This is a genomic window from Streptomyces sp. NPDC042002 (genome assembly GCF_055588305.1).
The window spans coordinates 14,156-37,470 of the sequence record NZ_JBVJCT010000003.1 but is presented as its reverse complement, the minus strand read 5'-3'; the positions used below and the strand labels follow the sequence as shown (position 1 = coordinate 37,470).

At 70.3% G+C, this 23,315-nt stretch carries 20 protein-coding genes; 11 read left to right on the top strand and 9 right to left on the bottom strand.

The genetic code is table 11. The features are described from left to right. Positions 1–298 precede the first annotated feature (298 nt). Together ACZ6KY_RS05490 and ACZ6KY_RS05485 are read left to right on the top strand one after the other, a co-directional pair. Positions 299–2,470, top strand: a complete 2,172-nt coding sequence (locus tag ACZ6KY_RS05490; protein WP_469309013.1) for a SpoIIE family protein phosphatase — start codon at positions 299–301, stop codon at positions 2,468–2,470. A 328-nt stretch (positions 2,471–2,798) separates the two neighbouring features. Further along, a complete protein-coding gene (locus ACZ6KY_RS05485; RefSeq protein WP_469309012.1) occupies positions 2,799–4,262 on the top strand; it encodes a catalase in 1,464 nt (487 codons plus the stop codon). Between the two features lie 107 nt (positions 4,263–4,369). Here the strand turns inward: ACZ6KY_RS05485 and ACZ6KY_RS05480 are convergent, their stop codons facing one another. Then, entirely contained in the window at positions 4,370–6,688 is a 2,319-nt protein-coding gene (locus ACZ6KY_RS05480; protein WP_469309011.1) for a transglycosylase domain-containing protein, read from the bottom strand. 248 nt (positions 6,689–6,936) lie between these two features. On the opposite strand from ACZ6KY_RS05480, the gene ACZ6KY_RS05475 reads away from it, so the two are divergent. The 5 genes from ACZ6KY_RS05475 (at position 6,937) to ACZ6KY_RS05455 (ending at position 11,189) form a co-directional block, all read left to right on the top strand. Further along, positions 6,937–7,176, top strand: coding sequence for a hypothetical protein (locus tag ACZ6KY_RS05475; protein ID WP_469309010.1), 240 nt, complete (start codon positions 6,937–6,939; stop codon positions 7,174–7,176). Continuing rightward, positions 7,173–7,430, top strand: coding sequence for a type II toxin-antitoxin system antitoxin (locus tag ACZ6KY_RS05470; RefSeq protein WP_469309009.1), 258 nt, complete (start codon positions 7,173–7,175; stop codon positions 7,428–7,430). The genes ACZ6KY_RS05475 and ACZ6KY_RS05470 overlap by 4 nt, the downstream gene beginning before the upstream one ends. Positions 7,431–7,636: 206 nt before the next feature. Further along, positions 7,637–8,164, top strand: coding sequence for a PadR family transcriptional regulator (locus ACZ6KY_RS05465; protein ID WP_469309008.1), 528 nt, complete (start codon positions 7,637–7,639; stop codon positions 8,162–8,164). A gap of 5 nt (positions 8,165–8,169) precedes the next feature. Next, entirely contained in the window at positions 8,170–8,859 is a 690-nt protein-coding gene (locus ACZ6KY_RS05460) for an ABC transporter ATP-binding protein (protein WP_469309388.1), read from the top strand. Next, positions 8,856–11,189 carry an ABC transporter permease gene (locus ACZ6KY_RS05455; protein ID WP_469309007.1) on the top strand — a complete coding sequence of 778 codons (2,334 nt, stop codon included), beginning with the start codon at positions 8,856–8,858 and terminating at the stop codon, positions 11,187–11,189. The genes ACZ6KY_RS05460 and ACZ6KY_RS05455 overlap by 4 nt, the downstream gene beginning before the upstream one ends. 91 nt (positions 11,190–11,280) lie before the next feature. Here the strand turns inward: ACZ6KY_RS05455 and ACZ6KY_RS05450 are convergent, their stop codons facing one another. The 4 genes from ACZ6KY_RS05450 to ACZ6KY_RS05435 all read right to left on the bottom strand — a co-directional run bounded on the left by ACZ6KY_RS05450 (position 11,281) and on the right by ACZ6KY_RS05435 (position 14,372). After that, entirely contained in the window at positions 11,281–11,709 is a 429-nt protein-coding gene (locus ACZ6KY_RS05450; RefSeq protein WP_469309006.1) for a hypothetical protein, read from the bottom strand. A gap of 4 nt (positions 11,710–11,713) precedes the next feature. After that, positions 11,714–12,172, bottom strand: a complete 459-nt coding sequence (locus ACZ6KY_RS05445) for a roadblock/LC7 domain-containing protein (protein WP_469309005.1) — start codon at positions 12,170–12,172, stop codon at positions 11,714–11,716. Between the two features lie 53 nt (positions 12,173–12,225). Next, positions 12,226–13,284, bottom strand: coding sequence for a MarR family transcriptional regulator (locus ACZ6KY_RS05440; protein ID WP_469309004.1), 1,059 nt, complete (start codon positions 13,282–13,284; stop codon positions 12,226–12,228). A 179-nt stretch (positions 13,285–13,463) separates the two neighbouring features. Further along, positions 13,464–14,372 carry a LysR substrate-binding domain-containing protein gene (locus ACZ6KY_RS05435; RefSeq protein ID WP_469309387.1) on the bottom strand — a complete coding sequence of 303 codons (909 nt, stop codon included), beginning with the start codon at positions 14,370–14,372 and terminating at the stop codon, positions 13,464–13,466. Positions 14,373–14,705: 333 nt separating this feature from the next. Here ACZ6KY_RS05435 and ACZ6KY_RS05430 point away from each other — a divergent pair, with 333 nt between their 5' ends. Both ACZ6KY_RS05430 and ACZ6KY_RS05425 read left to right on the top strand, forming a co-directional pair. Then, on the top strand, positions 14,706–15,260 hold the full coding sequence (locus ACZ6KY_RS05430) for a peroxiredoxin (protein WP_469309003.1): 555 nt from the start codon (positions 14,706–14,708) through the stop codon (positions 15,258–15,260). Positions 15,261–15,266: 6 nt separating this feature from the next. Beyond that, positions 15,267–15,800: an alkyl hydroperoxide reductase gene (locus ACZ6KY_RS05425; RefSeq protein ID WP_469309002.1), complete on the top strand. Its 534-nt coding sequence runs from the start codon at positions 15,267–15,269 to the stop codon at positions 15,798–15,800. 138 nt (positions 15,801–15,938) lie between these two features. Here ACZ6KY_RS05425 and ACZ6KY_RS05420 read toward each other — a convergent pair whose 3' ends face one another. From ACZ6KY_RS05420 to ACZ6KY_RS05405, 4 genes are all read right to left on the bottom strand, one after another. After that, entirely contained in the window at positions 15,939–17,354 is a 1,416-nt protein-coding gene (locus tag ACZ6KY_RS05420) for an AI-2E family transporter (RefSeq protein WP_469309001.1), read from the bottom strand. 136 nt (positions 17,355–17,490) lie between these two features. Continuing rightward, a complete protein-coding gene (locus tag ACZ6KY_RS05415; protein WP_469309000.1) occupies positions 17,491–18,216 on the bottom strand; it encodes an aggregation-promoting factor C-terminal-like domain-containing protein in 726 nt (241 codons plus the stop codon). Positions 18,217–18,626: 410 nt separating this feature from the next. Beyond that, entirely contained in the window at positions 18,627–19,952 is a 1,326-nt protein-coding gene (locus ACZ6KY_RS05410; protein ID WP_469308999.1) for a PhoH family protein, read from the bottom strand. A gap of 320 nt (positions 19,953–20,272) precedes the next feature. Beyond that, complete coding sequence (locus tag ACZ6KY_RS05405) at positions 20,273–21,046, bottom strand: isoprenyl transferase (protein ID WP_261702254.1); 774 nt, start codon at positions 21,044–21,046, stop codon at positions 20,273–20,275. 144 nt (positions 21,047–21,190) lie between these two features. Here ACZ6KY_RS05405 and mgrA point away from each other — a divergent pair, with 144 nt between their 5' ends. Both mgrA and ACZ6KY_RS05395 read left to right on the top strand, forming a co-directional pair. Further along, entirely contained in the window at positions 21,191–22,267 is a 1,077-nt protein-coding gene (gene mgrA / locus ACZ6KY_RS05400; protein ID WP_469308998.1) for an L-glyceraldehyde 3-phosphate reductase, read from the top strand. 408 nt (positions 22,268–22,675) lie between these two features. Further along, positions 22,676–23,020: a DUF192 domain-containing protein gene (locus ACZ6KY_RS05395; protein WP_469308997.1), complete on the top strand. Its 345-nt coding sequence runs from the start codon at positions 22,676–22,678 to the stop codon at positions 23,018–23,020. Positions 23,021–23,315: the final 295 nt, after the last annotated feature.

Below are 23,315 nucleotides of genomic sequence, written 5' to 3'. Positions count from 1 at the left end.
TCACCGAGGGGCGGCAGGACGTGAGCGAGGGGTACGAGGCGTACGGCGGCGTGGTCGGCCAGGTATCGGCCGCACCGCGCGGGCTCGCCACGACGGCCGTGCGGGCGGGGGCTTCGGCCACCGCCCTCCTGTCGGCGCGGGCCGTTTCCGGCCGCCCGCGGGCCGTACCGTGCCGGGCGACGGCCGCTGTCGCGGTCGGTCCCGGCCCTGACGACACGCAGAATCCGTTCCTGGGGCACACATTCCGGGTATCGGGGCTGCGGGACGAACTGCGCGCACGGCGCGCAGCCCCGGACGGATGGATTCGACACGCGTGACGGAGCACCCCACCTCGCACGAGCGCCGGCAGAGCGGCGCCGGCCGGCCGCCCGCCCCCGCGGACCCTCGCGGGGCGCTCCTGCGTACCCCGGAGCAGCCGTCCCAGCTGCCGGGTTCCGGAGCGTTACCGGTACAGGCCCGCACGGGCGACGCCCCGAGGAGTTCGGGTACGGCGTCGCCGCGCGGCAAGCGCGGCAAGGCCGGCGGCAAGGTGCCCGCCGACGCCGGCATGTCCGCGTCCTCGGGCACTGACGTGCCCTCGCCCGCGTCCTCCGGGCCCGGCCCGGAGCACTCGCAGCCCTCGGCGACCGAGCCGGATCCGCACCGCCCCCGGCCCGCGCCTGAGGGCATCCCGATCCAGCCGGACGCCGAGCAGGACCGGGTCTCGCGGACCTCCGGCGGCAAGGAGCGCCGTTCCGGGCAGACGTTGCCGCAGGGCGGCCCGATGCCGATGCGGCGGGACGGGGACCGGCTGCGCTTCGTGGGCGCCGCGACCCGGCGGATCGCCCGGGGCATCGACCTCGACGAGATCGTGATGGGGCTGTGCCGGGCCACCGTGCCGACCTTCTCGGACGCGATCCTCGTCTATCTGCGCGACCCGCTGCCGGTCGGCGACGAGCGGCCGACGGGGCCTCTCGTGCTGCGGCTGCGGCGCACGGACCGGATTCCCGAGGAACGGGACACCGAGAGTGGTTTCCTGTCCGTGCTGCGGCCGGAGCCCAGTGAGCTGTCGGCGATGACGGCCGAGCTGTGCGAGGTGCGCCCCGGCGGCGCGCTCGCCGAGGTGCTGCGCGGGGTGCGGCCGGTGTTCGCGGACGCGCCCGCCGCGCGCGCCGCGCTGCCCGAGCTGCTCGGCGACGATCTGCCGGTGCCGAGCGGGCAGCGCGCGATCCTCGCCCCGCTGCGCGGCCGGCGCCGGGTGATCGGGGCGGCGCTGTTCCTGCGCCGTCCGGAGCGGCTCGCCTTCGAGGCGGACGATCTGCTGGTCGCCGCGCAGCTCGCCACGCACAGCGCGCTCGGTATCGACAAGGCGGTGCTGTACGGCCGTGAGGCGTACATCGCCGACGAGCTCCAGCGCACGATGCTGCCCGAGACGCTGCCGCGGCCCACGGGCGTACGGCTCGCGTCCCGCTATCTGCCGGCCGCGGAGACGGCGCGGGTGGGCGGCGACTGGTACGACGCGATCCCGCTGCCCGGCAGCCGGGTCGCCCTGGTCGTCGGTGACGTCATGGGCCACTCCATGACGTCGGCGGCGATCATGGGCCAGCTGCGGACGACGGCGCAGACCTTGGCGGGGCTCGATCTGCCGCCGCAGGAGGTGCTGCACCATCTGGACGAGCAGGCGCAGCGGCTCGGCACCGACCGCATGGCGACCTGCCTGTACGCGGTCTACGACCCGGTGTCGCACCGGATCACCATCGCCAACGCGGGCCATCCGCCGCCGGTGCTGCTGCATCTGGGCGGGCGGGCCGAGGTGCTGCGGGTGCCGCCGGGTGCCCCCATCGGTGTGGGCGGGGTCGATTTCGAGGCGGTGGAGCTGGACGCGCCCGCCGGGGCGACGCTGCTGCTGTACACCGACGGCCTGGTCGAGTCGCGGCTCCGGGACGTCTGGACCGGGATAGAGCAGCTGCGGGAGAAGCTCGCGGCGGTCGCGGCGCTGACCGGACCCGATCATCCGCCGCCGCTGGAAGCGCTGTGCGACGAGGTGCTGGACATGCTCGGCCCGGGTGACCGGGACGACGACATCGCGCTGCTCGCGGCGCGGTTCGACGGGATCGCGCCGAGCGATGTCGCGTACTGGTTCCTGGAGCCGGAGGACGCGGCGCCGGGCCGGGCCCGGCGCCTCGCCCGGCGGGCACTGGCCCGCTGGGGCATGGAGGACATGACCGACTCCGTGGAGCTGCTGGTCAGCGAGGTCGTGACGAACGCGGTGCGGTACGCGTCACGGCCGGTGACGCTGCGGCTGCTGCGGACGGACGTGCTGCGCTGCGAGGTCGGTGACGACGTGCCGCAGCTTCCGCGGCTGCGGCAGGCGCGGGCCACGGACGAGGGCGGCCGCGGGCTGTTCCTGGTGAACCGGCTGGCACGGCGGTGGGGGGCGACCCGGCTGAGTACGGGAAAGGTCGTCTGGTTCGAGTTGAACCGGAACTGACCGGGTACCCGTCCGTTCCCGCCCCGGCGGGCCGACGCTGAACCGGTGCCGGGCCGCTGTCGGCACCGAACCGGTGCCGGACCGCTCTCGGCGCTGAACCGTGCCGGGCCCTGCCGGTGCCTGACTGTGCGCGCTGAACCGTGCCGGTACCGGACTCTGCCGGTGCCGGACGGTACCGCCGCCGCACCGTGCTGGTGCCGGTACCGATGCCGACGCCGCACGTGTCGGTGCCGGCCCCGTCCCCATGTTGCCGACATGGTGTCGGCGGCGTTGACTGCTGGGGTGGGCGAAGCGACCTGACGACCTCGACTCCGACGGGAGGACGCTCGTGACGCAGGCATCCCGGAAGGCTCCGTACACCACGAACAACGTCGGGATTCCGGTGGAGAGCGACGAACACTCGCTCACCGTCGGCCCCGACGGCCCGATCCTGCTCCAGGACCACTACCTCATCGAGAAGATGGCGCAGTTCAACCGGGAGCGGGTGCCCGAGCGGGTGGTGCACGCCAAGGGAAGTGGCGCGTACGGATTCTTCGAAGTCACCAACGACGTCAGCCAGTTCACCCGGGCCGACCTCTTCCAGCCGGGCAGGCGCACCGAGATGCTGGCCCGGTTCTCGACCGTCGCCGGCGAGCAGGGCTCGCCCGACACCTGGCGCGACCCCCGCGGCTTCGCGCTGAAGTTCTACACCGAGCACGGCAATTACGACCTGGTGGGCAACAACACCCCGGTGTTCTTCGTCCGCGACACGATCAAGTTCCAGGACTTCATCCGCTCGCAGAAGCGCCATCCGGTGACGGGGCTGCGCGACCACGACATGCAGTGGGACTTCTGGACCCTCTCGCCCGAGTCGGCGCACCAGGTGACCTGGCTGATGGGCGACCGGGGCATCCCGAAGACGTACCGCACCATGAACGGCTACGGCTCCCACACCTACATGTGGATCAACGGCGGCGGTGAGCGGTTCTGGGTGAAGTACCACTTCAAGACCGACCAGGGCATCGAGTTCCTCACCCAGGCCGAGGCCGACGAGCTGGCCGGGACGGACCCGGACGTCCACCGCCGGGATCTGTACGAGTCGATCACGTCCGGGAACGCGCCGAGCTGGACGCTGAAGGTCCAGATCATGCCGTTCGAGGACGCGGCGGACTACCGGTTCAACCCGTTCGACCTGACGAAGGTCTGGCCGCACGGGGACTACCCGCTGATCGACGTGGGCCGCATGGTGCTGGACAGGAATCCCGAGGACTACTTCGTCCACATCGAGCAGGCCGCCTTCGAGCCCTCGAACCTGGTGCCGGGCATCGGGCCCTCGCCGGACAAGATGCTGCTGGGCCGGCTGTTCTCGTACCCCGACACCCACCGGTACCGGATCGGCCCCAACTACGCCCAGCTGCCGCCCAACCGGCCGCACGCCCCGGTGAACTCGTACGCCAAGGACGGTCCGATGCGCTACGAGCCGTCGAAGGCGGCCCGTCCCTACGCGCCGAACTCCTACGGCGGCCCGGCGGCCGACTACGGGCGGTTCGGTGACCCCGCGAGCTGGCAGACCGCCGGTGAGCTGGTGCGCGAGGCGTACAAGCCGCACCGCGCGGACGACGACTGGGGCCAGGCGGGCACGATGGTCCGCCAGGTCCTCGACGACGCGGCCCGGGACCGGCTGGTGGACAACGTGAGCGGCCACCTCAAGGCCGGTGTGACCCGCCCGGTCCTGGACCGCGCCGTCCAGTACTGGCGCAACGTGGACAAGGAGACCGGCGACCGGATCGCGCACGGCGTCGACGGCGGCTGAACCGGCCCGGCGCCGGGCACTTCGGGCACGAGAGGCCGCGCACCCCGGGCACGGAAGGAGGGGGCACCCGGAGTTCCGGGTGCCCCCTCCTTCCGTGCGCTCGGGCGCTACTGACCCGTCTGGTCGAACGGATTGTCCGGGACGCCGTCGGTCGGTGAGCTCGTCGGTGTGGACGGGCTCGTCGTCGTCGGCTGGGTCGTGGGCGGCTGGGTCGTGGGGGTCGGCGGGCTGCTGGTGGTCGGCGGCTCCGACGACGGCGCCTCGGTGGTCGGGGTCGGGGACGGTGTGCTGGACGGTGTCTGGGTGGGGGTGGGAGTCTCGGTCGGCGCCACCGCCGCGCCCGTCGTGGTGTTCAGGTCGAACTTGCTGACCTGGCCGGCCATCGCCTCGAAGGTGTACGCCGCCCATATCTTCGCCGGGTAGCCACCGCCGTTGACACGGCCGCCCTCCAGGTAGAGGCCCGTGGCACCCTTCATGGAGACCTGGCTGTGGGTCTTCGCGTCCTCGCCGAACAGCAGGACCGAGGTGACCAGTTTCGGCGTGTAGCCGGTGAACCAGGCCGACTTGTTGTTGTCGGACGTACCGGTCTTGCCTGCGACCTGCTGGCCGTCACGGGAAGGGTTCTCCCGCACCGAGACGCGGGCCGTACCGTCGTCGACCACGCCGGTCAGCACCGAGGTGACCGTGTCGGCGGCCTCCTCGCTGATGACCTGGGTGCCGATCGGGTCCGGCATCGTGACCGTACGGTCCTTGTGCTCGGCCGAGGCGACGATCGCCGGGGTGACCTTCTTGCCGTGGTTGTCGAGCGTGGCGTACGCGCCCGCCATCTCCAGCGGGCTCGCGCCCATGGAGCCGAGGGTCTGCGCGGGCACCGCCTGGAGGCCCTTGGTGTTCATGCCGAGCTTGCCCGCGACCTTCAGCACCTCGTCCATGCCGACGTCGACGCCCATCTGCGCGAAGACGGAGTTGATGGACTTGTTCATCGCGGTCTGCACGGTGACGGGGCCGTAGCTGTGCTCGTCCTCGTTCGGCGGCGCGAAGCCGATGTCGCTGCCGACGACGGGACGGCGGTTGGTGCCGTCGTAGATCGTGTTCGCGGTGATCGGCTGGCCGGAGTGCGTCTTGGCCTCCTCGGCGAGGGCGGCCGCGAGGATCATCGGCTTGAACGTCGAGGCGGCCTGGTAGTCACGGCGCGTCGAGTTGTTGAAGTAGTGCTTGAAGTAGTCCTTGCCGCCGTACATCGCGAGGACCTTGCCGGTCTTGGGGTCGACCGAGACGGCACCGGCCTGCATGTTGGCGTCGACCTTGCGCTTCTTCGGGTCCAGCTTGCTGGTGAGCTGCTGCTTGACGGTGTTCAGCAGCATGGCCTGCTTCTTCTTGTCCACGTTGAGCGTGACGGTCCAGCCGCCCGCGTCGACCATGGCGTGGGCGACGCTCAGGTCGCCCGCGGTGCCCTGGGTGACGAGCTGCTTGGCCAGCTCGTTGTTGGCCGCCTCCACCAGATAGCCGGTCTGGCCCTCCATGCCCGGGGCGCCCGTGGGGTCCTTCGGGACCGGGAACTTCATGGCCGCGCGCTTGCCCGCGTCGAGCCAGCCCTGCTGGACCATGTTGTCGAGGGTGTAGTTCCAGCGGGCCACGACCAGCTTCTTGCCGGTCTTCGAGGCGACCGCCCAGTCGTACTGGCTCGGAGCCTGGAGCAGCGAGGCGAGGTAGGCGCCCTGCTCGACCTTGAGGTCGCTCGCGTCGACGCGGTAGTAGGCCTGCGCCGCCGCCTGGATGCCGTACGCGTTGCGGCCGTAGTAGCTGGTGTTGATGTAGCCCGCGAGGATGTCGTCCTTGGACTTCTGGCGGTCCAGCTTCAGCGAGATGACCATTTCCTTCAGCTTGCGCGTGACGGTCTGGTCCTGGCTGAGGTAGTAGTTCTTGACGTACTGCTGGGTGATCGTCGAACCACCCTGCTTGCCCTTGCCGGAGAGGGTGTTGATCAGACCGCGGGCGGTGCCCTTGAGGTCGACGCCCGAGTCCTTGTAGAAGGTCTTGTTCTCGGCGGCGACGAAGGTCTTCTGGACGCTCTTGGGCACCTTGGACAGGTCGACGATCTCGCGGTTGACCTTGCCGGTGCGCGCGAGCATCGAGCCGTCGCTGTACTTGTAGATGTTGCTCTGCCGCTTGGCGGCCGCGTTGCCCTCGGGCACGGACACGACCATGTAGAGCACGACGAAGCCGACCATGCCGAGCAGGCAGAAGCCGAGGAAGGTCCCGAGGATCGACTTCCAGTTCACGAACCGGCGTATACCGGTGCGGCGGGCCTTGCCGCCCGCCTTCGCGCCGGATCCGGGGTCCGCGGACTCATGCCCCGACGAGCGCTGGGGCGCCGCGCGGCGGCCCTGCGCCTGCCGCGCTCGTCTCTCTTCAGCTCGTCCCATGGGTCGATCCGCTCCGCTTCTTTCTCGTGTGGCACACAAGTTCGTCGGTCAGGTCAGCTCAGAAAGCTAACACCGCGCGCTATGACAAAGGGCAGCTGATCCGGTCTTTTCCGGACGTGACAATCAGCACGCCATACGCACCCGACTCACTGAATCCGACGAGCAGGAGGGGCGGAAGGTTGCCATGACCGGTAAAGTGATATCAGTTAGATATACGGAAGCCATGCCGTACGAGAGGGGGACCCTCCTTGCCGTCACCCTGGTCGCCACACGCCTCCCACGACTCCTCACCCGCCCCGGGCGTATCCGCCGCAGGGACACCCGGCGACGCGCCCGACCCGTCGGCGACGCGCGTACGGGAGTTCGCCGCGCACGGCATCGGCGGGGGGCTCGTGCCGCTTCCCGGTCCCCTCGGACCGCTCCTCGGCGCCGCCCCGCGCGCCGTCGGCGCGGTGGGAGTCCCGCCGAACCCGGGGTTCCACCAGTGACGGCTCCCGCGGAGGAAAACCCGCCGCGCCGGCAGCCGCCGCAGCGCAAGCAGGTGCTGCTGCGGCTCGATCCGCTGGTGTACGAGGCCCTGGCCCGTTGGGCGGGCGACGAACTGCGCTCGGCCAACGGGCAGATCGAGTTCCTGCTGCGCCGCGCGCTCGCCGAGTCGGGGCGCCTGCCCGGCGGCGCGGCTCCGATTCCCCGCCGGGGACGACCGCCTGTTCCCGGGGAGCCGGAGGACTGGGAGGAGTAGGCGGGGGACGGCATTCCGCGCCGGCGCTCCCCTGCCACCACCCTTGTTCGGCCCGCGCACCTCGCCCCCGAACGCCGGGCGGGCCAGTTCCAGAACCGTGACAATCGGCCGTGGCCAGCGGGTTCTCCCCCTCTCAGGCGTCTCTCCTGCGACCTATACGCGGCGCGTATACACGCGATGTATACGCCGTGTGTAGAGTGCTTCGCATGTCCATCGGTCACACCCTCCTAGGGCTCCTGGAGTCCGGGCCGCGCCACGGTTACGACCTGAAGCGGGCCTTCGACGAGAAGTTCGGTCACGACCGGCCACTGCACTACGGCCAGGTCTACTCGACGATGTCGCGGCTGCTGAAGAACGGGCTCGTCGAGATCGACGGGATCGAGGCGGGCGACGGCCCCGAGCGCAAGCGGTACGCGATCACCGAAGCCGGGATCACCGACGTACAGCGCTGGCTCGCGACGCCGGAGACGCCCGAGCCGTACCTCCAGTCGACCCTGTACACGAAGGTCGTCCTCGCCCTGCTGACCCACCGCGACGCGAGCGAGCTCCTCGACACCCAGCGTTCGGAGCATCTGCGGATGATGCGCATGCTCACCGAACGCAAGCGCAAGGGCGACCTGGCGGATCAGCTGATCTGCGACCACGCCCTCTTCCATCTGGAGGCCGATCTGCGGTGGCTGGAACTGGCCGCCGCGCGCCTCGACAAACTCGCCGAGGCGGTGACGGCCCGATGACCACGATCACGCCCCCTCCGGGTTCCCTGCTCATAGCGTCGGAGCTGCGCAAGACGTACGGCCCGACCACCGCGCTGGACGGCGCCGCGTTCTCCATCCACCCCGGCGAGGTCGTCGCCGTGATGGGTCCCTCCGGTTCCGGCAAGTCCACCCTGCTCCACTGTCTGGCCGGGATCGTGACTCCCGACGCGGGCTCGATCACGTACAACGGCCGCGAGATGGCGACGATGAACGACGCCCAGCGCAGTGCGCTGCGCCGCTCGGAGTTCGGGTTCGTCTTCCAGTTCGGCCAGCTCGTACCGGAGTTGAGCTGTGTCGAGAACGTCGCGCTGCCGCTGCGGCTGAACGGCACGGGCCGCAAGGAGGCCGAGCGCACCGCGCTGTCGTGGATGGAACGGCTGGAGGTCGACGACCTCTCGGGCAAGCGGCCCGGTGAGGTCTCCGGCGGTCAGGGGCAGCGCGTGGCGGTCGCCCGTTCGCTGGTCACGAGCCCGCGGGTGCTGTTCGCCGACGAGCCGACCGGCGCGCTCGACTCCCTCAACGGCGAACGCGTGATGGAGCTGCTGACCGACGCGGCCCGCTCGACGAACGCCGCCGTCGTACTCGTCACGCACGAGGCGCGCGTGGCCGCGTACTCGGACCGCGAGATCGTCGTACGGGACGGCAAATCCAGGGACATGGAGCGGATCGTATGAGTGTCCGCCAGTGGTCCCGCGACCTCGCCATGGGCGCCAGGTTCGCGGTGACCGGGGGCCGTGAGGCGTGGGTGCGGGTCCTGCTGACGGCCCTCGGGGTCGGGCTCGGGGTGGCGCTGCTGCTGCTCACCACGGCGCTCCCGAGCGCGCTGGCCTCCCGGCACGACCGGGAGAGCGCCCGCAACGACATGACGTACAGCTCGACGGTCAAGAAGAAGTCGGACCGTACGCTGATCGTCGCGAACGCGGACACCGTCTTCCGCGACGAGGACGTACGCGGCCGGCTGGTCGAACCCGAGGGCTCCCGGGCGCCGTTGCCGCCGGGTGTGTCCGCTTTCCCCGCGGCCGGTGACATGGTCGTCTCGCCCGCTCTCGACCGGCTGCTGAAGTCCGCGGACGGCAGGCTCCTGCGCGAAAGGCTCGGTCACCGGGTCAGCGGCACGATCGCCGACAGCGGTCTCGTCGGTCCGCACGAACTCGCCTACTACGCGGGCGCCGACGACCTGAGCGCGACCGGCACGAGCACCGGCCGGACGGAACGCATCGACACGTTCGGCTCGGCCGACCGGTCCGAGCCGATGGACCCCGTCCTGCTGCTGCTCGTACTGATCGTCTTCGTGGTGCTGCTGATGCCGGTCGGCGTCTTCATCGCCGCGGCCGTACGGTTCGGCGGCGAGCGGCGCGACCGGCGGCTGGCGGCGCTGCGGCTGGTCGGCGCGGACGGGCGGATGGCCCGGCGGATCGCGGCCGGTGAGGCGCTGGCCGGAGCGCTGGTCGGGCTGGTCCTCGGCGCCGGATTCTTCCTGATCGGACGTCAGATCGCGGGCCTGGTCATGGTCTTCAGGATCAGCGTCTTCCCGGGCGACCTCGATCCGGCACCCGCCCTGGTGGCGCTGGTGGCGCTCGCGGTCCCGGCCGCCGCGGTCGCGGTGACGCTCCTCGCGCTGCGCGGTGTCGTCATCGAACCGCTCGGCGTGGTGCGCACGGCGCGGCCCTCGCGGCGCCGGCTGTGGTGGCGGCTGCTGCTGCCGCTGGGCGGCCTCGCGATGCTGTACCCGATGATCGGGCAGGGGCGGTCCAACGGGAACTTCAACCAGTACCTCGTCATCGGCGGTGTCCTGCTGCTGCTGGTCGGGATCACCGCGCTGCTGCCCTGGGTGGTCGAGGCGGTGGTGGCCCGGCTGAACTCCGGTGGCGTCGCCTGGCAACTGGCCGTCCGCAGGCTCCAGTTGAGCAGCGGCTCGGCGGCCCGTCTGGTGAACGGCATCGCGGTGGCGGTGGCCGGCGCGATAGCCCTTCAGATGCTGTTCGCCGGGGTCGACAACGACTACACCAAGGTCAACAAGAACGACCTCACGCGGGCCCAGATGGCCGTCGAGGTGCCGGCCGGGGTCTCGCTGGGCCAGGCCGTCCGGCAGTTGTCCGGGACGAAGGGCGTCACGCACACGACCGCCCTGGGGCGGACCGACGTGGGCGACAGGCGCGACGAACCCGCGAACGAGTCGACCGCGACGGTCGGCGACTGCGCGGCCCTGCGCGAGGCGGCCGAGCTGCCCTCCTGCAAGGACGGCGACGTCTTCGCGGTGGAGGGCGTCGAGTGGGACACGAGCACCGCGAAGTTCGACAAGCCCGGCGCCAAGCTCTACATCGACCCGTCCTACGGTCCCACCGCCAGGGGCAAGGAGATCGTCTGGACGGTGCCGAAGGGCGTCAAGCCGGCCGGATCGCGCAAGGACCCCTCGGGCGACGAGCGCGGCGGCTTCCTCTTCACGCCCGGCGCGCTCTCCGGGCCGGCCGCGTCCACCGTGCGCGGAACGGTCTATCTCCAGCTCGACGAGTCGGTGCCGGACGTCCGTGAACTGGTCCGCAACAGCGCGGCGAGGATCGGGCCGCTGGCCGACGCCAGCTCCTGGACGGCGACGACCCAGTCCCAGAAGTTCACGTCCATCCGGACAGGCCTGTCCGTCGGCGCGACCTGCGTCCTCATGCTGATCGGCGCGAGCCTGCTGATCTCCCAGCTGGAGCAGCTGCGCGAGCGCAGGAAGCTGCTGTCGGCGCTGGTCGCCTTCGGCACCCGGCGCCGCACGCTGAGCCTGTCGGTGCTGTGGCAGACCGCGATCCCGATCGCCCTGGGGCTCGGCCTCGCGATGGCCGTGGGACTCACCCTCGGCACGGTCCTGCTCAAGATGACGGGCACCTCGGTGACCGTGGACTGGGCGAGCGTGCTGTCGATGACCGGTATCGGCGCGGGAGTCGTCCTCCTGGTGACCCTGCTCAGCCTGCCGCCGCTGATCCGGCTGATGCGGCCGGACGGACTGCGTACGGAGTAGCCGGACGGTCCGCGCGGGACGCCGTCCGCTTCGCCTGCCGCCGCCGGTGGCTCTCCCCGCCCGGGGAGGGCCACCGGCTCGCGTTCGGGGTTCAGATGCTGTACTCCCGCACCACACGCCGGACCTGCGCGAAGAGCATGCCCACGTTGACCGCCTTGCGGCAGACGACCACGGCGACCACGTCCTGCTGCTCGTTCATGCGCACGAACAGATGGGTCAGGTTGTCGCTGTTGACCAGGATCTCCTGGAAGAAGTGCGAGTCGGACTCGATGCCGCGGCGTTCCTTGAAGACGTCCTCGATCATCTGGACCGTGCGCCCCTGGAACAGGTCGAGGGTCGCGCCCGCGAGCAGGTCCAGGACCTCCGGGGGATGGTTGTCGACGGTCTCGTACGCCAGCAGCATTCCGGTCGACATGTCGACCGCTCCGGAGGCGACGCAGTCCGGCGCGTCGGTGCGCAGTGATTTGACCAGTCCTATGATCTGGTCGGAGAACCCCGTCGTCATTCGCTTGCTGGCCATGTCGTCATACCCCTTCGGTCGCGGTCTCGGTCACGGCGCCGACGGGCGCGTCGGATGCGGTCGGGGTCCCGGCGAGCGGGTCGGGGTCCGGGTCGGTCCCGGTGAGGATCGATCCGATACGGCCGAGGGCCGGCCGGGTGTGTTCGTGGAGCCGTTCGAGGTCGATGCCCTCGTCGCCGAGGACGATCATCAAAGCGGTGTCGCCGACCGCGTAGAAGGCCGCGAGACCCTGGCTGCCGTAGGTCACGGTCTGCCGGAACGCGCCCCGGCCGGTCACCGCGGTCGCGCGGCGCGCGATGCCGAGGCCGGCGGCGGCGATCGCGGCGAGGCTCTCCGGGTCGATGGTGTCGGCGGTGTCGGCCGCGATGAGCATTCCGTCGGCCGCCGCCACCGCCGTATCGGTGATTCCGGGCACCTGTTCCCGGAGCCCTCTCATTTCCCTGGCCAATGAATCGTGATTCATGTAATGAACTCCCTGATGATTGTGCGCATTCGATCGATTGCAGGCATGCGGTTTCACGTACCGGAGTCCGGGGTCCAGATCCGGTGCCGAAGTCGGAAGAATCCTTTCCAGCTCGCCCCGGTCCTTTCGGGGGCGAGCGTTTCGGTGATTCCGCTCGCGCCGGGTTCACGGCGGGGCAGGGACGGAGCATGCGCGCCGGGCTCTCTGCGGGGCAGAAACGGAGCGCTCGCCCCGGGATCCGGGCCGGGGGCCGGGCGGGGCTCCGGTGCCGGGGGCCGGCCGGTCGCCACCACGGAGGACAGGGCCGAGAACACCGTGGGGTCCATCGCGGGCGGGGCGCCGGACGGCCGCTGCCGGAGCGCTCCGGTCGGCAGGTCCCGCACGGTGACGGGGGCGGCGGACTCGGGCTCCTCCGGCAGTTCCAGCAGACCCTCGCCGAGCATCCGGGCCATCCCCACCGTCACGGTGTAGGCGCCGAGGCCGGTCGCGAAGGCGATGTCACGGGCGGTCCGGCGGCCGTCGGCGTGGGCCAGTAACTCCTTCTGCGGGGGAGGCAGTTGCTCGCGTATCCCGTCCGGCACCGCGGCGGGCACGGGGCGTTCCCGGTCCGGTCGTACGGGCTGCGGCAGGGCGGCGACGGCCGCGAGCTTCCTCGCCGCGTCCTGCAGCAACCGCCCCGGCGCCTCACCGAGGGCGACCGGCGCGTACGGCTCGAAGGCGGCGTCCAGCGGGTCGCACGCCTCCACATCGCCGGCCACGACGGCGAACGCCGCGTCCTGCATCGCCATCATGCAGACGACCCGGAGCTGCGCGGCCCCCGCGTAACCGTGCGCGATCAGTCCCGCCTCCGGCCAGCGGGTGCCGCCGGCCTCGCGGAGCAGTTCGGCCCACTGCTCACCGCTGATACGGCCGGAGCGCAGCAGCCGCGCCTCGGGACCGGGGGCACCCGGACTCTCGACGGCGACGACACAGCCGTCGCGGAGATGGAAGACTCCCCCGGGCTTTCCGGACACCCGCAGTTTTCCCGTCGCCCGCACGCCCTGGCATTCGTTCAGCGCGCGCGACAGCAGGTCGTATCCGACCCTGCCAAGGGAATCCCGAACGCCCGACATCACTCCCCTTGGAACTTCCGGCACTTCGCACAGACGCCTGACGAGTCACCCTGAGGGGGTATGTGTATCAGCCGGGGGCGGATATCCCGGCGAGAGTCGCACTACCTGACGGAAGTTGAAATATCCCGCCTGCCGAAGGACTTCATCGGTCGTTCGATTGACCGACTATGTACGGCAGTTCAGGCCTCCGCGCCCAACACCCGTACGGGCAGAGGGCGTAGCGCCTCGCGCAGGGCCTCCGCCAGTTCCTGGTACTCGGTGCCCCGCGCGGCGCCCGCCCGCATCGCGAGCGCGATCCGCCGGGTGGGCGCCGGATCCGCGAAGTACCCGGTGAGGAGCTGGTTGCTGCGGGTCGTCTCCACCTTGACGGCGGTGCGCGGCAGCAGGGTCACGCCGAGGCCGCCGGCGACCAGCTGGACGAGGGTCGACAGGCCGGCGGCGGTGGTGGTGACGGGGGCGTCCGCGCGTCCGGCCTCGCGGCAGATGTCCAGGGCCTGGTCGCGCAGGCAGTGCCCCTCGTCGAGCAGCAGCAGTCGGAGTTCGCGCAGTGCCTCGCGCGAAATGCCCTCCCGGCCGCCGAGCCAGTGGTCGAGCGGGGTCACCAGTACGAAGTCCTCGTCGAACAGCGGGAGTTCGACGACACCGGGCATGCCGAGGGGGACGGCGAGCAGCAGCAGGTCGAGCCGTCCGGCCGTGAGGCCCTCCAGCAGGCTGGCCGTCTGCTCCTCGTGGACCTGGAGGTCGAGGTCGGGGTAGCGGTCGTGGACGAGCCGCAGGACGGTGGGCAGGAGGTAGGGGGCGACGGTGGGGATGACGCCGAGGCGCAGCGCTCCGGTGAACGGCGCGCGCACGGCCTCCGCCTCCTCCAGCAGCGCGCCGACCTCGTCCAGCACCGCCTTGGCGCGTACGGCGAGACGCTCACCGGCGGGCGACAGGAGCACCTTGCGGGTCGTACGCTCCAGCAGGGTCACCCCGAGGATCTCCTCCAGGGCGGAGACCGCGCCGGACAACGCGGGCTGGCTCATGCCGATCGCGGCGGCCGCGTCGCGGAAGTGCAGATGCTCGGCCACGGCGGTGAAGGCGCGCAGCTGCGCGAAGCTGGGACTGCGGCGGCCGCCGCCCTTGCCGCCCGCCCGGCCGACGGACCCCGCCCTGCCGAGGGGCGAACCCGTCACTCCGGCGGCGCCTCCCCGCCCCGGGATGTCCGTCCCGCCGGTCGCGCCGGGGGTGCCGATGGGGCTCGCCATGGCCGTACCTCTCACTCCGAGTCGGTTCACCGGCTGTCACTGATAGTCGCACCCGATCAACGCGACCGAGTGTAGCTATTTCCCGAATCAATGCGGGCTGTGCCAACATCACCTTCGTCCACCCCCCAGGGAAAGGCCCCCAAAAAGGGCTATCCCTCGCTGCAAGGAGAGCGCGTGCTCACTGTCGGTGACAAGTTCCCCCAGTTCGACCTGACCGCCTGCGTATCGCTGGAGAAGGGTCAGGAGTTCGAGCAGATCGACCACAAGACCTACGAGGGCAAGTGGAAGATCGTCTTCGCGTGGCCCAAGGACTTCACCTTCGTGTGCCCGACCGAGATCGCGGCCTTCGGCAAGCTGAACGAGGAGTTCGCCGACCGTGACGCGCAGGTGCTCGGCTTCTCCGGCGACTCCGAGTTCGTGCACCACGCCTGGCGCAAGGACCACGACGACCTGCGTGACCTGCCCTTCCCGATGATGGCCGACTCGAAGCACGAGCTCATGCGTGACCTCGGCATCGAGGGCGAGGACGGCTTCGCCAAGCGCGCCGTCTTCATCGTCGACCAGAACAACGAGATCCAGTTCTCCATGGTGACCGCCGGCTCCGTCGGCCGTAACCCCAAGGAGGTCCTGCGGGTCCTGGACGCTCTCCAGACGGACGAGCTCTGCCCGTGCAACTGGACCAAGGGCGAGAACACGCTCGACGCGGTCGCCCTGCTGGCCGGTGAGTGACCTTCCATGTCCCTCGACGAACTGAAGTCCGCCGTACCGGACTACGCCAAGGACCTGCGCCTGAACCTCGGTTCGGTGATCGGCAACAGCGACCTCCCGCAGCAGCGGCTCTGGGGCACGGTGCTGGCCTGCGCCATCGCCTCGCGTTCGCCGCGCGTGCTGCGTGAGCTGGAGCCGGAGGCGAAGGCCCAGCTGTCGCCCGAGGCGTACACGGCCGCCAAGTCGGCCGCCGCGATCATGGCGATGAACAACGTCTTCTACCGGACGCGGCACCTGCTCTCCGACCCGGAGTACGGGACGCTGCGGGCCGGTCTGCGGATGAACGTCATCGGCAACCCGGGCGTGGACAAGGTCGACTTCGAGCTCTGGTCGCTCGCCGTCTCCGCCGTCAACGGCTGCGGGCAGTGCCTCGACTCGCACGAGCAGGTGCTCCGCAAGGCCGGCGTCGACCGGGAGACGATCCAGGAGGCGTTCAAGATCGCCGCCGTCCTCCAGGCCGTCGGCGCCACCCTGGACGCCGAGGCGGTTCTCGCCGAGTAGACCGCGCCGCGCGGTCCGTGGCCGCTCCGACGACAAGGGCCCCGTTCACCTGTGTGGTGAGCGGGGCCCCGCGTGTCGGCGCGGTGTCGTCCGTGAACCCCGGGCCGCCCGAAGGGCCGCCCGGGGGAGGGAAGGCCGTTACGGAGTCAGGCGGTGGGCCGGGGACGCGTCCAGCGCGGTGGCGCCCCGGGGTTCCGGGGCATGGCGCAGGTCCGCCTCACGGGCGTACGAACGCAGGTACACGACCACGGTGTTGGTCACCGCGACCAGCGGGACCGCGACGACCGCTCCGCCGATGCCGGCGACCATGCCGCCCGCGGCGACGGAGAGGACCACCGCGAGGGGGTGGACGCGGACCGCGCGGCCCAGGATGAAGGGCTGCAGGATGTGGCCCTCGATCTGCTGGACGGCGAGGACCACGACGAGGGTCATGACGGCGGTGAAGACGCCCTGGGTCACCAGCGCGACCACCACGGCCAGCGCCCCGGAGATCACCGCGCCCACCAGCGGGATGAACGCGCCGAGGAAGATGAAGACGGCGAGCGGCACGGCCATGGGGACCTTGAGGAAGTAGATGCCGAGACCGATGAAGATCGCGTCGATCATGGCCACTATCACCGTGCCGCGGACGTACGCCGTGAGTGTGCGCCACGCGCGCGGGCCCGCGCCCGCGACCCCGGTCCGGGCTGCGGCCGGGACGAGCTTGAGCGACCACTCCCAGATCCGCTTGCCGTCGTAGAGCAGGAAGAGGGTCGAGAACATCGTGAGCAGGATGCCCGTGAGGGCCTCGACGACCACCGTCACACCCTGCAGGCCCGCCGACGTGATCTGGTCCGTGTTCGCGCCGATCGCCTCGCGGAGGTTCTTCGCGATCTTGTTGATCTGCTTGTCCGTCACATGGAACGGGCCCTTGAGGAGCCACTTGCGCAGCTCGTCGATGCCGTCCTGGATCTGGTTGGAGAGGTTGTCGATGTTCTCCTGGACCTGCCAGACCACGAACCAGCCGATCAGCCCCATGATGACGAAGCCGAGGATCGCGGTGAGCGCGGTGGCGAGTCCGCGCGGTACCCCGTAACGCGTCAGCCGGGCCACCGTCGGCTGGAGCAGCGCGGTGATGAGCAGCGCGGCCACGAAGGCCAGCACCACCAGCTGTACGGCGCTGATGACGCGCATCAGCACCCAGACGGTGCCCGCGAGGATGAGCAGCCGCCAGCCGGCCTCGGCGGCGACGCGCACTCCCCACGGCACGGCGAAGGCCGGGTCGGGACGCTGGGACGTCAGGACGTACGTGCCTGTCGCGGCCGTCTCCTCGGGCGGGCGCTGGACCGGGAGCGCGGACGGCTCGGCGTCCGCCACCGCGTCCTTGGGGGACCCGGGAGCCTCCGGGACGGTGCCGGGCGCTTCGAGGGGAGCGCGCGCGTCGAGGACGACGCCCTCGCCGTCGAGGGGGCCCTGCGACTCCAGCTCGACCTCGGCCCGGCGTTCGTCCAACCGCTCACCCAGCTCGGTGAGTCCGGCGCCGAGTCTGCCGATCCATCCTGGTACACGCGACATGAGATGTCCTTTTCCCCCGCTGCTCCCCACCAGTCCCCCCGGGAGTCGTCGGGTCCGACCGTACATGGCCGAAGCCCCTCCCCCTAGGACGGGGAGGGGCTTCGCAAGGTTGAGCGGCCGGTGGAAGGCGCGGAGCCTAGTACCAGCTGTTGGCCTGCCAGAACGACCACGCGTCACAAGGACTGCCGTACCGGCTGTTCATGTAGTTGAGGCCCCACTTGATCTGCGTGGCCGGGTTCGTCTGCCAGTCGGAACCGACGGACGACATCTTGGAGCCGGGCAGGGCCTGGAAGAGACCGTAGGCACCCGAGGAGGCGTTGACAGCGTGGTAGTTCCAGCTCGACTCGTGGTTCACGATGTTGCTGAAACACTGGAACTGACCGCTCGGCACCATCTGCGCCGCCATCGCCTGGATCTGGGCGACGGTGTACGAGGACTGCACGGAGAAGGTGGAGGCGTCACGCGTCGCGGAGCGGCTGGCCGCTTCCTCTACCTTCTTGCGCGCCGCGGCGTCCTTCTCGGCCTTCTCGGCCTTCGCCGCAGCCTGCTGCTTCGCGACGGCGTCGTCGGCAGCCTGCTTGCGGGCGGATTCCTCCGCGTCCTTCTTGGCGCTCGCGTCCGCGGCGATGGCCTGGGCATCGGCCTGCTGCGTCAGTGACGCGGTCTGCACCTGGGCCTGCTGGCCCGCAGGTATGTCTGCGAGGAGAGTCGAGTCGCTCGCCGTCGCCTCTGCATCGTTCGAGGGCTGGGCGACGCTGCCCGAGGCAACTCCGACCACGCTTCCGACGGCGGTGACCGCCGTGGCCGAAGCCACTGCGAATCCCCGGACCGAAATCCGGCTCACACGGTTTCCTTCCAGCATCGCCCGTTTAGGTGACCCTCGCGGACGCAATCGTGCCCCTCGGCGCTGGCCTCCCAACTGCGGGGTCACGGGGAGACACGGGCCCGGTGGGCAACTCCCGCTCGGGGAGCGCCGCGTGGTGCGCGGGCGGCATACGACGGCTCTATGGAGTTCTGAGGTTCCGGTGTTGCCGTACCGCTGGGGATACAGCTGTGTCGTATGCGGGGCCTGACAGGAGTGAGACTTTAGCCGTAACCCGACGCCGCACGGCAATTCCGCATCGCGTGTGAAAGCTCACACCCCGTTTGCCTCAGCTGTTTCCTGGAAACGCCAGCGCGGCAAGACGCCGCCCGGCTAGGCTCTTCGCCTTTGCCGGACGGCGCCAACCAGCGTGTATCCACCACCCTTTGGCCAGGTGGGGACAGTCGGGATCAGATCTGCCCGTCCTCCAGCATTTCGGTCACGAGTGCCGCGATCTGGGACCTCTCCGAACGATTCAGCGTGACGTGCGCGAAGAGCGGGTGGCCCTTCAACTTCTCCACGACGGCGACCACTCCGTCGTACCGTCCGACACGCAGATTGTCCCTTTGCGCCACATCGTGGGTCAGAACGACCCGCGAATTGGCGCCGATCCGGGACAGAACGGTCAACAGGACGTTCCGTTCCAGGGACTGGGCCTCGTCCACGATCACGAACGCGTCGTGGAGCGAGCGGCCGCGGATGTGCGTGAGCGGCAGGACCTCCAGCATGCCCCGCGCGGTGACCTCCTCGATGACCTCGCGGCTGGTGACCGCGGAGAGCGTGTCGAACACCGCCTGGGCCCAGGGGCTCATCTTCTCGGACTCGGAGCCGGGCAGATAGCCGAGCTCCTGCCCGCCCACCGCGTACAGCGGCCTGAAGACCATCACCTTCTGGTGCTGGCGGCGTTCGAGGACGGCCTCCAGGCCCGCGCAGAGCGCGAGCGCGGACTTGCCGGTGCCGGCCCGGCCGCCCATCGACAGGATCCCGATGTCCGGGTCGAGCAGCAGGTCGAGCGCGATGCGCTGCTCGGCACTGCGGCCCTTGATGCCGAACGCCTCCCGATCGCCGCGTACGAGCCGGACGTTACCGTCGGCGGTGACACGGCCGAGGGCCTTGCCGCGCTCCGACTGGATCGTCAGACCCGTGTGCACGGGCAGGTCGGCCGCTTCGGGGACGTAGACGTGCCCCTCCTCGAAGAGGATGTCCACCTGCTCGCCGGCCAGGTTCAGTTCGGACATTCCGGTCCAGCCGGAGGAGCCCGTGATGGCGAGCTCCGCGCGGTACTCCTCGGCGAGGAGACCCACGGAGGACGCCTTGATCCTGAGCGGCAGGTCCTTCGAGACGACGGTGACGTCGAATCCCTCGGCCTGGAGATTGCGGGCGACCGCGAGGATGCGGGAGTCGTTGTCCCCCAGGCGATACCCGCTGGGCAGGACGCTGGGGTCCGAGTGGTTGAGCTCGACCCGTACCGTCCCGCCGAGTTCCCCGACGGGGATCGGGGAGTCGAGGCGGCCGTGCCGGACCCGGAACTCGTCGAGCAGACGCAGGGCCTGCCGGGCGAAGTAGCCGAGTTCGGGATGGTGCCGCTTGGCCTCCAGCTCCGTGACCACGACGATCGGGAGCACTACTTCATGCTCGTCGAAGCGGCTCAGGGCATTCGGGTCGGCCAGCAGGACGCTGGTGTCGAGAACATAGGTGCGCCGGTCAGGCGTGCGGCGCTTTGTGCTGGTCACCACGGAAGGACGTACCCCCTCGGATGAGGTCGGGGAGCGACGAAGGAGATCTGGACCGGTTACCGGCACCGATGCGCGGGCCGAAAACCGGCCCTCCGCTTCGTCCGTACTGACCGCACGGTCGGGCTGGTGCAAAGGGCCTCCCGGGCGGACGGCCCCGAGCCGTCCGCTGAGATACGACACCCGTGGTTCGGGCGTCGACCTGCAAGGCTTATGCCCTCGAACGAGCGAAGCCATGCCACGGCATATGACGGCGCGTTCGTTAACTCCCGATGACGTACGTCCCCGCGGGGTGTCCCGGGCCACGCGGGACACCCCGGAATTCAGCCTCCGTAACGGCGGTGTCGCGCCGCGTAGTCACGCAGGGCGCGAAGGAAGTCGACCTTGCGGAAGGCGGGCCAGAAGACTTCGCAGAAGTAGTACTCGGAGTGGGCGGTCTGCCAGAGCATGAATCCCGACAGCCGCTGTTCACCGCTGGTGCGGATCACCAGGTCGGGATCGGGCTGGGCACCGGTGTAGAGGTGCTTGCCGATGAGGTCGACGTCGACGCGGTCCGCGAGGTCCTCCATCGAGGTGCCCTTGTCTGCGGCGTCGAGGATCATCGAGCGCACGGCGTCGGCGATCTCCTGGCGGCCGCCGTAGCCGATGGCGACGTTGACGACTATTCCCTCGACGTGCGCGGTGGCCTCCTCGGCCTCCTTGAGGGCCGACTGCATCGGGGAGGGCAGGATGTCCCGCGTGCCGACGTGGTGCACCCGCCAGCGGCCGTCGGCCGCCAGGGTGCGGACGACGCCCTCGATGATGCCGAGGAGCGGACCGAGCTCCTCCTGCGGGCGGTCGAAGTTGTCGGTGGACAGCAGCCACAGGGTGACGACCTCGACATCGGTCTCGGAGCACCAGCCGAGGAACTCCCCGATCTTGTCGGCTCCGGCCCGATGGCCCTGGGCGGTGGTGGAGCCCGCCGCCTTCGCCCAGCGCCGGTTGCCGTCCATGATGACGCCGATGTGCTTGGGCACCTGGTCGTGGTCGAGGTGGCCTTCCACCCTGCGTGCATAGAACCTGACCAGCAGGCGGCGCAGGTTGTCGCGCAAGGTCACGTGTTGTCAGCCCCTTTGTGCGGATCGGACAGACGCGCTCGAGCACAGTCCCTGTCCATATGACGATCCCCCGGGGCGAAGCCTACCCCCGTGGAACGCGAGGGCTGCCGAGGGACCCGTGCACCCTGACATAGGTTCGTCCCCATGAACGACCCCTCTCTGTACCGGGCCGCGACGGAGCGGTACGACTCGATGGAATACCGGCGTACGGGCCGCAGCGGTCTCAAACTGCCCGCGATCTCGCTCGGCCTGTGGCACAACTTCGGCGACGACCGCTCGCTGGACTCCCAGCGCGCGATCCTGCGCCGCGCCTTCGATCTCGGCGTCACCCACTTCGACCTCGCCAACAACTACGGGCCGCCGCCCGGCTCGGCTGAGATCAACTTCGGCAAGCTGCTGAAGGAGGACTTCGCGCCCTACCGGGACGAGCTGCTCATCTCGACCAAGGCGGGCTACCTCATGCATCCGGGGCCCTACGGCGAGTGGGGCTCCCGCAAGTACCTATTGTCCTCCCTGGACGCCTCGCTGCGGCGGATGGGCGTCGACCACGTCGACATCTTCTACTCGCACCGCTTCGACCCGGACACCCCGCTGGAGGAGACGATGGGCGCGCTCGCGTCCGCCGTCCAGCAGGGCAAGGCGCTGTACGTCGGTGTCTCCTCGTACACCAGCGAGCAGACGGCGGAGGCGGCCCGGATCCTCACCGGGATGGGTGTCCGCCCGCTCATCCACCAGCCCTCGTACTCGATGATCAACCGCTGGACCGAGGGGAGCGAAGCGAGATGGGGGTCCCCCCGGACGGAGTCTGGGGGAGGCCTGCTCGACACACTGGAGGCGGCCGGCATGGGCTGCATCTCCTTCGTGCCGCTCGCGCAGGGCCTGCTGACCGGCAAGTACCTCAAGGGCATCCCGGAGGGCTCGCGCGCCACCCAGGGCAAGTCGCTGGACCCGGACCTGCTGAGCGAGGACGTCGTACGCCGGCTGAACGGGCTGAACGACATCGCGGCCCGGCGCGGCCAGTCCCTCGCCCAGCTCGCGCTCACCTGGGTGCTGCGCGACGAACGGATGACCTCCGCCCTCATCGGCGCGTCCAGCGTGCGGCAGCTGGAGGAGAACGTGGCGGCACTGACGGCCCCGAAGCTCACGGACGAGGAGCTGAAGGAGATCGACACGTTCGCGGTGTCGACGCCGGGGACGAACATCTGGGCCGGACGGCACTGAGTCACCGAATTCCCCGCCGCGCGAGGCGGCCGGTCCGGGGGGCGCACGGGGGCGCCTGCCGGACGGGCCGTCGCGGGCACAAAAAACGGGCCGGTCCGTGGGGGGGGAGACGGACCGGCCCGAGGGGGGGTTTCCACCATAACCCTTCGTAAGTGATGCTGCGTGCATCCGCGTGCCACAACTACTCTCCGGAGTCGCCCGGCGACGCCACGATGGGCGCGGAACCATCGATTCCGGGTGTGATCATGGCCGAATCACAGCGGATTCAAAGGGAATCGCGGAGGATCGGGAGAGATCCAATGGGTCTGCGCCCGCTTGTGGGGCGTGGCGCCGACTTGTCCCCATGTACTCCGGGCGAGTGATCCGCGTGGCGCGCTCCCGCTTGACCCGGCCGCTAACTTCGCACCCATGGCCACGTTCACGACGGACACGACGGAGGGGACGGCCGGGCCGGTGCCCCTGGAGGTCGCCGCGAGCCCGCGAGCCCGGCGGCGCGGACTGCTCGGGCGCCCGGGGATCGAGGGCGCGCTGCTGCTGACACCGGCGAACTCGGTGCACACGCTGGGGATGCGGTTCGCGATCGACGTCGCTTATCTGGACCGGTCGTCGCGGGTCCTGGCGGTGCGCACGATGCGTCCGGGCCGGCTGGGGCTGCCCCGGCCGCGGGCCCGGCACGTCCTGGAGGCGGAGGCCGGGGCGATGCGACTGTGGGGAGTGCGGCGCGGGACGCGGATCATGGTCCAGGACGGCTGACAGCACGTCACCGGGCAGGGCGGCACCGCGCAGCCCCCTCCTCCGCGCGGTGCCACACGCGCAGATTTGCTCACGCGAATTACCTTGGTCCGAACTTACGTGAGCCGAACATTCATGGCGACACACGCTCGATAACGATGTGGAAAACCCGTGCGGATGTGGTGCGCACCGCCCGGCTCCCGACCGAGCCCCGTCCGCCATCCGGACGGACATCTCACGCCGAGCAACCCTCAACGGGATGTTTTCGGTCAATCTGCTCAGGCGCGCGTCGATCAGCCTGTCCGCCCGCGTGGCG